Origin of the sequence: Undibacterium sp. SXout20W (genome assembly GCF_049340285.1) — a bacterium.
Taxonomy (GTDB): domain Bacteria; phylum Pseudomonadota; class Gammaproteobacteria; order Burkholderiales; family Burkholderiaceae_D; genus Undibacterium.
Window position 1 is genome coordinate 1 of sequence record NZ_JBMPPH010000035.1, and the last position, 12,623, is coordinate 12,623.

Sequence of the window (12,623 nt, forward strand, 5' to 3'; positions counted from 1 at the left end):
CATTACTCAATCCAGTAATGCCACTCACATAATTAGACCCATTCGCAGACACATTTGCATTATGCGCAGACGCCGTTCCTGTGTAGTTCAGGGTTTGTCCGTTGACACCTGTAATAGTTACCTGTCCACTCGTAAGGCTTGTCCCTGCGTCATAAACTTTACCAGCATTAACCACCGCGGTTGCCGCCGTCACGTTCACTGATGTTTGCGATGCTGTGAAGGTATTGTAATTACTTATCAAGGACCCGCTCACGCCAGACAAATTCAGACCTGCGACACTGGCCAGCGCCTGATTACTTTGGACATTACCGGAATTAAGAAGCGTACCGGTTCCAGTCGCAGTAAAGGTCTCGCCATTCACGCCGGCAATCACCAGATTAGAGCCACTAAAACTCGTCGAGCCGTTATAAACTTCCGTGCCAGTTGCGCTAAGGTTGGCAGGAGTAATGTTTAAACTTGCGCCAGTAATGACATCGTTACTGAAAACGCCATTCCCATGCAAGGTATAAGCATAAGGACTTGCATTAACATTTTCACCGGCAACGCGAGTGCCGGACAAATTTGAAATAAGAGTAGCCGCCGTGACGCCAAAGGTATTGCTACCGCTGGTTGTGCTCAGTGTTGTTGGATCTGCAGCTGCCGTATAGGCTGTTTGAAGCGCCGTATTCAGTGACGGATCACTTTGACCGTATACCTTAGAGATTCCAGCAAGCGCCAGATTAAATGTCGGCGCAGTTGCATCTCTGAACATGACCTGTGTACTGCTGCCGCCAGGAATCGTATTGCCACTACCATAAGCGGTGTTAAAGGCAGCATTGAGTGATCCACCAGACAGCCATAGCGTACTGTATCCCGAGTTGAGGTTGCTTAAATTGCCCGTGTTCGCCGCACTACCAGTGTACAAATACAGATTACCTGCGCCTGTATTGGTGACCGTATTTCCACTCAACGGAGTGATCTGGCCGCCGCTTGCAACGCCGGCGCTCAGTTTTTTGCCGGCAATCAAGCTGACGTTGCCAGAACCAGAATTTGCTATTTTGGCCGGTGTTAAATTACCCTGACCATCCGTTGACAGCACGACGTTTCCTGTCCCACTTTGTGTGATAGTAGCACCGGAAGCGGCGGTTAAAATTGCCGTCGACGCAGTCGTTCCATCGCCAGCTGTTACATTGACAGCGCCGGTTGAACTATTCGTGATATTGCTGTTTAATGCAACGCCCGATGCACCCGTTAAACTCGTGCCACCAATCGATTGAATCGTATTATTTGTCGTCAAGGCACCGCTGGCGGTCATATTGACTGTGCCGGCAGTAGTGAGGGTAATCGGCGTACTCAACGTCAGGTCGCCGGTAATATTTGCAGATACATTACCGTTGCCGCTGATGGCGTTGTTAATAATCGTATTGGTTGCTAGCGCAAAATTAAGATTAGCGCCGTTGCTTAACGTGACGGCACCGCTACCGAGCGTTCCGGTTGTGCCACTATTACCGATTTGCAACGTACCGCCATTGACCGCGGTAGTCGTCGTGGCATTCGTCGTACCTGACAAAATAGCCGTGTCACTACCCACTTTTGTGATCGCGAAAGCGCCAGCAATATTATTTGGTAGCCGTAAATTACCTGCGCCAGTACCACCAATTGTGGATGCAGAAGCTAAGGTAACGTTCGTTGCTGTTCCTGCCGCCGCATTGCTGTTGGTCAGCGAACCTGTCGTGCCACCTGATCCAGCTGCACCATAGCCATTGAGTGTCACTGCATTGCTAATACTCAGACCATTGACATCCAGGCTTGCAGTTGACGTCGCGCTGGAGCCAACGGCCACGGCGCTGGTGCTAAAAGCACCCGTGCTACCGGCTTGTAAGGTACCTGCAGTCACCGTTGTGGTTGCCGATGAATACGTATTGGTTCCACTCAACTCACCGATACCGGCGCCAGTTTGACTCACCGTACCAGCGCCACTGATATTGCTGCCGACAACGGATGTACCCGAAGCTTCTGTTAAATTTAAAGCTGAGGTGCTGCTTGCGAGACTCAATGTACTGCCGGCCGCACCAAGTGATCCACCAGTGCCGATATTCAATGTTTTACCCGCTTTAACAGTGGTTGCACCTGCGAATGCGGTACTAGCGCCGGTCAGTGTCAATGCGCCAGCGCCACCTTGAATAAGATTGCCGGAACCAGTAAAAACGGCAGCGTTGGTGTACGCTTCCAATCGATTAAACGCAAGTGTAGCGCCAGATGCGATGTAAATATTATTCATGGTTAAGACTTCAGTATTTGTGCCCGATACTGCAGTTCCATCGCCAACTTGAACATACCCTGCGTTAATGTTCATGGTGTTGGCAATAGAAACACCTGCTCTTACCAATAAACTCCCCCCCCCACCGACATTAATGGTGCCGCCATTTTGAATACCAACACCAAACAGATAACTGGAGTACATACTAATCGCTGCATAACTGCCATTTGCAAGCAGTGTCCCGCTCGTAGCGGGCGTCAAATTCATCGTCACAGGAGCGCCATTGGCGTTCCATAAACCTGCAACAACATCGGTTGCACCACCATTGGTAGTGAACGAGTTAGCGCCATTTCCTACAGGATTACCCGCAAAATTAATTCTGCCACCACCACTGGTACCTGTAAAATTAAACGCGGTATTCCGCCAAAAACCATTAGTCGACACGCTTAACTGAAATATCGACGTGTTGTTTATGTTGACATTGTTTGGACCTACATCCAGATAACTACTATTTGGGTTCAATTGCAGTGTTGAGCTACCTTGCACCGTGTAATTTTGGTAAACATAGGTCGCTGCAGGCGCGGCAGCGACCCATGAATCAAGCGTCAATGTACCGCCGCCATCCATCGTAAAATTATTGGCATTGATCGCACCATCATAGATACTTGCACCAGCTTGCTTCATTGTGACGTTGATACTAGGATAGGTTGCAGAACCTATCCCGCCGGTGCCAGTAATAGTGCCAGTTCCGGTTGCAGTAAGATTGATAGAAGAACCCGTTGTACGCGCGATGAGCGGTGCCAAATTCGAAATGGTAGAGCCGGTGCCTGCATTACTTCCCTGAATACTAATCGTACTAGCCGTACCCCAGGTATCGGTCACCGATGCGGCTGCGCTCATTACCACGCCGTTACCTGTCGTATTGCCACTCGCCTGCGTATTGCTACCGTTGATCGTTATGTTGCCGCCACTTGATGTCAGTGCAGTGGTAAGGCTGAGTCCAGCGACGTTGGCACCGTTCGTCGTCCCTGTAATATTGATGTTGCCGCTTGCGGTGACGCCAGAGCCTCCCAAACTTACTGCATTTGCCCCCATACTACTGCTGGTAGATGCGGCACCGCTTGTGATTGCACCAGTCGAAGCATTAATGGTGCCATTTGTGTTATCAATACTGACGTTTTTACCGGTAATGGTACCCGTTTGTTGCCAAATGGCACTACCGTTGGTAGATTGAATCACGACATTATTTGTGCCAGCTGCAATGTTCGCAGTGACGACAACCGCGTCACCTGCTGCTCCGGACGCACCACCCGCTGTGCTACCTTGAATCGTGACCGTGCTGCTCGCATTGGTGTCAGTGATTGCCGCACCAACATTTACACCGTTACCGATATTACTAGTACTGGTATTCGTATTATTTCCTGTGATGGAGACAGCGCCATTTGCGCTAACGGCTGTACCAATAAAAACACCTTGTGTCGATACTCCGGCAGAATTACCTGCAATCGTCAGATAGCCACTAGAGTTCACTGCTTCCTGCACTTTTACTCCGGATGCACCAGTAGAATTTCCAAATAAATTCACACCGGAAGTGGCAGTAATTGCAGTGCCAGTCAAGGTCAAACCTGCACCAGCTGTCATTGACAATGGGCTAACCGTATTCGGCGCGCTAATAATACCGCCCGATACTGTACCGCCGGTATTATCGATGCTCACATATTTGCCAGCGATCGTGCCTGCTGTCTGGGCTATTTGACTACCATTGCCAGATTGTATAACCACATTATTGGCGTTGGCAGTGGTGCCGACATTGGCGCCAATCGACACCGCATAATCGTTTCCTGAATTGAGTCCTGATGATCCGGCAATCGTGATAACACTATTCGTCAATGTATCTGTCACCGCCTGAGAAATCAGTACACCGTTCGCCGTTGAACTCGCCGTCGCAGAACCTGTAACATTCACTGCGCCACCACTACTACTTAGCGCACTATTGGCCGACACGCCATTAATGCTGGCGGTGGTCGATGTACTTATCCCATCAATATTGAGATTGCCTGTCGCCGCGATACTACCACCGCTTAAACTGATACCAGACACGGCTCCCTGACTACCTGTGCCTGCACCCGTAGTTATCGCGCCTGTATTACTATCAATTGTGCCGTTGGTATTATCAATACTGACGTTTGCGCCCTTAATCGACGCAATCGTCACTGCAGCACCATCAGCGAGACTAATCGAACCTTGATCTGCTTCGATGGCAATATTGCCGGTCGCTTTTAATAATGGAATGGTAGATGTTGATGTGCCTGCCAGAGCAATCGCTACTTGTCCGGCAACACTACCTGATGGAACAGTGGAGCTATTTACTGTGGCAGACCCACTACCTCCGCTTGCACCGAATATTGTCGCATTCGTGGTATAGCTCAATATGCTAATGCCGCTTGGGCCAACAGTTGTCGTACCATTTGCCGTTGGCGAAGCTGCAGCGCCCCAATAATTAGCAAGTACATTCGCATTGGTCGCTGCACTAACCTGCCCGCTTAATACACGCGCAGCAATAGGAGAAGCACTAACGGCGTAGACGGCGCCCGAAGCCGTGGAATTGTACGCAACTTCCACCATATACACCGTATAGGTACCGTTAAGCTCTAAACGGTTAACGGCGTACAAATAATTATTGGTCGTCCAGTTAACAATATCGGTACGCGCTACGTTCGCAGTCACTGTCGATGCGGTAGTTCCATTGGCATTGGTGATCTTCGTCCCGTTGTTCGCCAACGTAAAGGCACTTAAGGGGTTAACACCATTGTATGAACCATTGGTCCCGCCAAAGTTAGCTGTGCTCGCCGGTGCTGTACCTATCACGCTTCCGTTGGTCAAAACACCGTTACTGTTGCCGCCCCCGGCACCTATTTTTCCATTGATGTTGATCGAAGCAGCCGACAAGGGCGTTGTGACAGATGACGTACCGATTTGTACTACATTGGCGGTACTACCCGCTGCATTTTGACCAAAAATATTGATATTGCCCGATGCGGTAACACCGCTGCCTGTCAGCGTTATGCCAGAAGTAAAACTACTTGATCCTATTGCGTTGCCATAGGTAATTGCACCGGTTGAACTATTGATTGTCCCACCAGAGTTGTCGATACTGATATTGCCACCAGTTAACGTCCCGGCTGTTTGCTTAATTTGTCCAAAGTAAGCACCGTTTGACTGAATAAATAAATTATTCGTACCTGCATTGACATTGCCGCCAATAGAGATACTTGCGGCAGTTGGCGAAAGCGATGTACCAATAAGGGTTGTGTTACCCCAACCAGAAATTGCTGCTGTGGTAGTGATCCCCACATTCGCCGTTGAACTACCTGTGATTGACAATGCGCCCGATGATCCAGTCAAAGCACTTGCAATACGTACCCCATCGCCCCCACTTCCAGCATACGTATTACCAACGACATTCAAGGTACTGTTTGTGCCAGCTGTTAATCCGCCGCCTATGTAGACACCATAAATATCTGAATATGCCGCCACATGGGACATTTGCGTACCGTTGATAGATAACGAACTATTGGCGCTTTCGCTCACAGCTCCCAACAAATTAACAGCACGATAAGTACCACTAAATCCAGACAGTGATACGGCCCCGGTAGTCGTCAGCGTAAATCCTGAATTAAGCATCAGGCCATCAGTTCCGTTGGTATCATGCCCTGCACTAATTAAGTTTGAATTACCAACTAGTGACAAATTAGTTCCGCTTGCAGCACTCATCGTACTCGTTGCGCCAATCACAAGACCTGCATAACTTGGTCCGTAATTGACACTGGTAGTTGGATTAACCCCGGTAATAGTACTAGTCAGATTTCGGCTATTCAGATTTGTTGTTGTCAATCCACCATTTAAGACAACACCATCGCCTAAGGACGTGCCGTTAATGGTAATTTGATCAGAAGTGATCACGGGTGTGCCACTAACACCCGTGATTTGCGTGCCAAAAAGTGCGCCACCACCGGTACCAGTTAAGTTAACAAGACCACCGTTAGTGGAAATCGAGCCACTCTGCGTAATAGAAGTGACCGTTTGTCCCCACAACGAAGTGTTACCGGTACCGAAGTCGTTCAGCGTGATTCCACCATAAGCATCGGCATTCGCACCACTTGCGGTCATTGATACATTAATCGAGGTCGGATTATTCGCGTAAGTCGTACCATTCGCAAACGTTCCCGATGCCGAGATTGGCGAATAAATCTTAATCCCGTTATTTGCCGTCAACGTCAGCGTTGGCGCGGAAGCGGCTGCCCAACTTACGCCAGCAGCGGCGGTAACCGCAATCGGGCTGGCAACCAAAATATTGCCTGTTGCTTGAGTTCCAGTTCCGGTAATACTCACTTGCCCGGGTGTGGGGCTAGTCGTCACACTCGCGTTTGTTGCACCGCTAGAGCCAGTAGAAATAGTGACGCTCGTTCCATTCCCTAACGCCGTTGCAATCTGACTTGCGGCGATAACAGAGTCACCGGTGATATAGGGCGTTGTGCCGCTTGTCGCCAGGATTTCAACGTTATTTGGATCCAGCAGCCACGTTTTTGCACGGACAGTCGCGTCATCGCTTTTCAGAAAAGCCCCTGACGTTTCGACCAATCCGCCAGCAGCCTGTAAATTGGCGCCACTCACATCAGAGGTCGCAGCCAAGACGCCAGTATTCGTATCACGACCAATCACAATCTGGCCGGAAGTTGTCGCCGAACCAGCATCGTTTGCCTGAATGCTGCCATGTACACTGATATCGCCATTATCAGCACGGACTAAGACCGTACCGCCCGCATTACCGGCCTGCGTTGCATTCGCATTAATCGCGGTATTTTTGCTTAATGCAATCGATGGCACGCCAGTATTATCTGACGTTGCTGAAGAGTTAATTGCATCGATAGTGACATGACCGCCACTGGCTCCTGATGCATTAATAAGCGCATTATCGGTCGCAGCAATTTGCTTAGCAGCGATACTGACAGCGCCACCCTGCCCGTTTGCATTACTGACATCAAGCACACTGTCTCCGCTAAGACTTACTTGATCAGAAGCTTGCAAAACTATATGCCCATTAACCAAGCGCGTGCCAGTCGCACTTAAAGTGCCAGAATTTTGAATCACGCCCGATGCTAATTGACCGACCGATTTTGCACTGAGAACAATCAAGCCACCCGGCGCTAATACTGCCCGCTGATTACTGACCAAGCTTGCAATCGTCGAAGGCGTGACGGTTAAACCGATCAGGCTGCTTCCCTCAAATTGCAGCGCAATCGCTTCGCCGGATGCCAGTGCAACCGTACCTTGTCGCGCGAAAATAACGCCTTCATTACGCACCTCTGGCGCTAACAAAGCAGCATACCCAGCGACGGCCGTGGTGATATTACCCTCGTTAATTACCGCCCCAGAAGTACCGTTACGTTGAAACAGCTCGCGACCGGCCAAGAAATCGGCATCACTTAACTGATGCGTAGTGGCGACCAAGCCGCCCACATTGACTTGTGAGGTACTGCCAAACACTATCCCGTTAGGATTAATAATAAAGACTTGGCCAGGCGCATTGATTTTGCCGAATATCTGGCTAATATCCGCACCCTGCACCCGATTAAGTGTGACCGCCTGCGCGCCAGGCTGATTGAAGTTTACCGTCGCTGCACTACCAACATTAAAACTACCCCAGTTGATAATTGCGTTATTACTTGATTGATTGACATTCATCACCGCAGAAACCGGTGTGACGTTTTGATTGATCGTGACCTTACCCGCAACAACACTGGCATCACCTGGCAGCGCTGTCGGCGCGACAAGCGGTGGCGCCGAGGTACTTGTTAAAGTCTTTACCGTGGGTACAACGGCAGTTCCGGTAGCGGCGCCTACGGCGCCCGCTATTGCGTTTAATTGAAATAGACCCAGTGTCGCCGTCGTCAGGCCAATAGCTACGCGGTTAGTCACACTACCAGACCTTTTACCTTTGGCGCAGGTATTTTCCGCAACGGCCACGAAGCCACCGGTCACGTCACTCCAAATTGTCCGATAAATACAATTCATTCCGACACCCAAATCAAGCAGTGAACGACATTGACTTCACATTTATCTGTTTAACGATTCAACACTCTTTCTAATACTTTATAAATACACAAATATTTAGTTGAAATCGTTTTATTCCGAACAAATCTATGCGGAGCCGCAAAATATTGCCTCTCATAAAATAATACTAGGAAACTTAATCTTAAATGCAAGTAAAGGTAAAGTTGTAACCTTGATTAACAAAACTAGTTGAGATTCTGTATTCTTTCCCCCACGAAAAAATTACTAAAAGATAACCTTTCCCTAATACCAATGCATGCACAACTATTGGGGTAAAATTTTTATAGAATTTTGTCGAGAAAAAATTTCCAAAAAAACATGAATTTTGGATATTGGACGATGACGCTAAGTGAACGATGGAGAGTCGTTCCCGATTCTTTGTGAAACCTTGGATGAAGAACCATAACCACTATTTTTTGACGATGACGGCTACGACAAAAATCAATGCTCAATTTAAAAGGCGGTCAACGACGCGACGTTTGAACTCGTTGCCAACCGCCATATCCAAAACGGCAATTTATGTATAAAATGACAATTTTCATATCGGCGTTTCTCACTTAATACATGCGGCAGCACAACCTCGCCAACAAACTCGTGCCACGCCCTGATCGCCTCAAACAAATTCACACACGAAATTCTCTAAGTGCTTCGAACTCAATCAGAGAGAGACCTTGGGTTGAGTTAGCGTGACGAAGATGATTGGCGCCATAAAAAATATGAGAATTGACGACGTCAAAACCCGATGATGATGATGATGATGATGATGCGCGTTCAAACTAGTAGCAAGCTGGATCAACACTCCAATAGTTCGTGAGTAATCACCGCAACGTAATGCGCAGTATGTTTAAGCGGTGGATTTTGTCGCGAAATTCTACTGACACCAGGAAGTTCCGTAGGAGATTAATACTCTCTTTTTTGCTTGATCCTAATGACAGAATTGTGCCCAAAAAGGTCGGTCATTTAGGGTCACTCCATGATAGCTTTCTGCATGAAAACACTCAGCGGGTCATTCGTGTAATCGCCAAATGGTCCGGTGCGTTCATAACCTGCTGAGGCATATAGAGCTAACGCATCAGGTTGGTACGGTCCGGTTTCGAGCTTGAACAACTTACAGCCAGAACCTAGTGCCTGCGACTCGAGCATTGCCAATAGTTTCTTTGCGACGCCTTGCCCGCGACCGATAGGCTTTACATACATCCGTTTAAGCTCACCAAATCCAGGCCCAAAGACTATCGCTCCGCAGCCGATTGCGTGACCCGCGCTATTCCGCGCAACTGCGAACAATACATTCGGCTTTTTCAATGATGCCAAGTCAAGACTGTGCCTGCTTTCTGGTGGGTACAAGGTGTCTTGGTAGGCATCCAGTTCAGTAATGAGTGAGATAACATCAGGCTGGTCGGGTGATTCGAAGGTGATAGCGATCGTTGAAGAAAAAAGCATCTATTTTCCTTGTAAAAAATTGATACGGTTAGAATTGAATTTTCCAAAATTAGATGCTTATCTGACTGGCTGCAATGTGCCGACAGTGAGCGGATGCGAAAATACAAACATCGTGCGCTCACTCATTTTCATTAGTCCTGCGTTTTGACACAATCTCTGCCGCTAGGCAGTATCCTTCTTCGAATATCGATAAAGACCTGTAATGTCAGATGAACACAGGAAAGACATCGCCCCCTCAATCTTTTCAAGTGGCCAGTCCCACCATTCCATTTCCAACAACATTGAGATTTCCACGTCTGAAAAACGCTTTTTAATCATTTTTGCAGGATTCCCTCCTACGATTGTGTATGGTTCTACATCTTTCGTCACCAATGCCCTGCTTCCTATAACTGCACCGTGCCCAATTTTTACACCAGCCATGATCATTGCCTCTGAACCAATCCACACATCGCTACCTACAACTGTATCCCCCACTTTTTGAAAGGCATCTACGGCATCTTTAAATGCCGCTTCTTCCTTCATATAAAAGAATGGAAACGAACTTGCCCAATCATATCGATGGCCTTGATTACCTGCCATGATGAAAGAAGCACCTGAACCGATAGAGCAGAAACTGCCAATGATCAGTTTATCAATGTCTTTCGGTTCCGAAGACAGAAAGCGAGCGCAATCATCAAATGAATGACCGTGGTAATAACCGGAATAATAGCTAAAACGTCCAACAATAATATTTGGATTATTGACCTGATCAGCAAGCGGCTTCCCTTTAAAGGGACTCTCGAAGTAATTAATCATTATTAGTAAGTTTGTTTTCCGTACTCGTATCAATTGCCATGTTTGAAATGGCGGCTTTGTGCTGAACACAGCTAATTTCGCCATTACGACGAACTAATTTTGCAGAGCGTTTTTCAAGCATTTTCCTGGAGTGCCTGCAACGTTTGAATCGCGCCGTTGGCCTTGTCAATTGGCACAAAAATATGATCATGGCATGCACCAGCAACGACATTACAGCTAATCCCGGCATTACCCAACGCCGTTGAAAATGCGGCAGTTAGCCCTATCGAGTGCAAATCCGAATTGACCGTCAGCGTGATCCAAGAACAGCGAAACAGTATATTCAGTTGATTTTTTATCGCATCGTCTTCACTCACCACAACAGAAAGACCTTCCGCTTCCTTGATCGACGCCAAAATAATTGTCGGATCGATGTGTTGCCCTGGCTCTATTAACGCAAAAACAAAAATGCCTGGATTGAGTACAGGCTTCATTGATCTGAGCAATGAAGGCAAATCAGAAATCGGGTTCATATTTTGCAGTCCAAATAAATCATCATTGTTCCCTTCCCGGATCAAGCACGTGTTCATGTAATTTAAATTTAGATGCCTGAGCGACAAACAGCTTTGCATCAATTACCGTCAATCGCTTCGGTGCGAGTTCGATCTTAGTTAGATTTGAAAAGCACACATTCACTATTGAAATTCAGCGGACGCCGAAGGCGATCTGCTGGAATGAATTGTTAGACATCGCCCCTCTTAAAATGCTTGGTTAGCAGGTATCCGACGAGCAAGCCAGCGCAAGGCCCAACTGACCAAATGATACCGACAGTCGTTGACATCGGACGCGGAACTTGCTCAAAGATTGTAGCGAGTAAACTTAGTAGGACCAACCATATCGGAACAGCAAATGACCCTTGGGGCGACAACCTCGCCGCAAGAATACCCCCAACAGTAGACCCGACGAATATTGAAGCCTGAAGTAAAAACCAGACGGGATGGCGCACATCGTCGGGGTTCTCCAACCAGAGCGATTGGTCACCAGTCTCAAGGGACCAGATGCGAATGGCGATGAGAAGGCAGACCGGCAACAACATTTTCAACCCGAGTTGAGACAACCAACCGACGGCTATCGCTAACAAAGTTGACCGCTTCAACGGTCCAGTAAATTCAGCTGGTTTTTGCATGAGATGTCAAAGGCTGAAATGAACGGGTGGCCGTCCACAAAAAAAGAACACAGCCGCATCGCGACCAGTCAGATAGATCGTCACGTCAATTCATGTCATTCAAAAGTCTAATCTTTACTGTTGTGAATCCAATCACCAAATTTTGTACCACGGCTTCTTTGTTGGCGAAGAAGATGCAGCAGGCGGTGGTGTGCGTTGGTCTGTTGAATAGGGCGCTGTTTTCGTACCCTCAACGAATCCATAAATAGCGATTGCCGCACCCTTTTCAATCGCTAAAACGTTACGGCAATCATGTATGATAATTGCGGTAGCAATTGAAGCAGCAACTGCAGCGTCTTGAAACGATAGCGACGCTGCTTTGCAGTAAGCCAGAAAGAATGCTGCAAGATGGTTGTGTGACTCTTTAAAGTTTAGTTGAGAGAATTCTGCTGAAGCATACGATCGATTTGTATTTTCCTCTCCTATATTATGGCCTAGCTGTCGCAGTTTGACGTACATCCAGTTCATTAATTTCGGACCTTCAATATTTGCTTTGTCAGATAGAACAGCAGTGCCTGGTTCAATTTTTTCATCGAACCCAAAGCTTCTGTACATCAGTGAGCCAGACATTCTAGCTAAAGAGGAAATAAGGGTTTCGGCATGAAGACCACGCTCAGTCGTTAGAAATTTTCGAGCAGTTTCGTTAAAGAATTCTGCGGCAGAAGTAATCTTCTTGTATTGCTCATCGGTCATAGTGTTCCTTTGCATAGAGTTGACGCTATGCCGCGAGCGGCGGGTTAGTGCCGCTATACGAAAAATTAACTTATTATTACTTTTTAAAATAAGAATAGCAAATTATTGTACTACAGCTTTTACCGACAAAAAACGTAT

The 12,623-nt window shown here is 47.6% G+C and carries 5 protein-coding genes; all 5 read right to left on the reverse strand.

Translation table 11 applies throughout. The features are described 5' to 3' along the window. Positions 1–8,314 (reverse strand): filamentous hemagglutinin N-terminal domain-containing protein (locus ACO0K1_RS15410; protein ID WP_423027270.1); only part of this gene is annotated, 8,314 nt, incomplete at its 3' end. Between the two features lie 1,005 nt (positions 8,315–9,319). Continuing rightward, positions 9,320–9,793 (reverse strand): GNAT family N-acetyltransferase, encoded by a 474-nt coding sequence (locus ACO0K1_RS15415; protein ID WP_423027272.1) that lies wholly within the window; start codon positions 9,791–9,793, stop codon positions 9,320–9,322. Positions 9,794–9,955: 162 nt separating this feature from the next. Next, positions 9,956–10,588: a type B chloramphenicol O-acetyltransferase gene (catB, locus tag ACO0K1_RS15420; protein ID WP_423027320.1), complete on the reverse strand. Its 633-nt coding sequence runs from the start codon at positions 10,586–10,588 to the stop codon at positions 9,956–9,958. Between the two features lie 113 nt (positions 10,589–10,701). Continuing rightward, positions 10,702–11,100: an ACT domain-containing protein gene (locus ACO0K1_RS15425; protein WP_423027273.1), complete on the reverse strand. Its 399-nt coding sequence runs from the start codon at positions 11,098–11,100 to the stop codon at positions 10,702–10,704. A gap of 785 nt (positions 11,101–11,885) precedes the next feature. Next, the gene (locus tag ACO0K1_RS15430) at positions 11,886–12,485 is read right to left on the reverse strand and encodes a hypothetical protein (protein WP_423027274.1); all 600 of its coding nucleotides are present in this window, start codon (positions 12,483–12,485) and stop codon (positions 11,886–11,888) included. Between the last annotated feature and the right edge of the window lie 138 nt (positions 12,486–12,623).

Excerpts from the sequence above, each read along its gene's own strand:
- ACO0K1_RS15415 (WP_423027272.1), bottom strand. The coding sequence starts at position 9,793 with ATGCTTTTTTCTTCAACGATCGCTATCACCTTCGAATCACCCGACCAG.
- catB (WP_423027320.1), bottom strand. The coding sequence starts at position 10,588 with ATGATTAATTACTTCGAGAGTCCCTTTAAAGGGAAGCCGCTTGCTGAT.
- ACO0K1_RS15425 (WP_423027273.1), bottom strand. The coding sequence starts at position 11,100 with ATGAACCCGATTTCTGATTTGCCTTCATTGCTCAGATCAATGAAGCCT.
- ACO0K1_RS15430 (WP_423027274.1), bottom strand. The coding sequence starts at position 12,485 with ATGACCGATGAGCAATACAAGAAGATTACTTCTGCCGCAGAATTCTTT.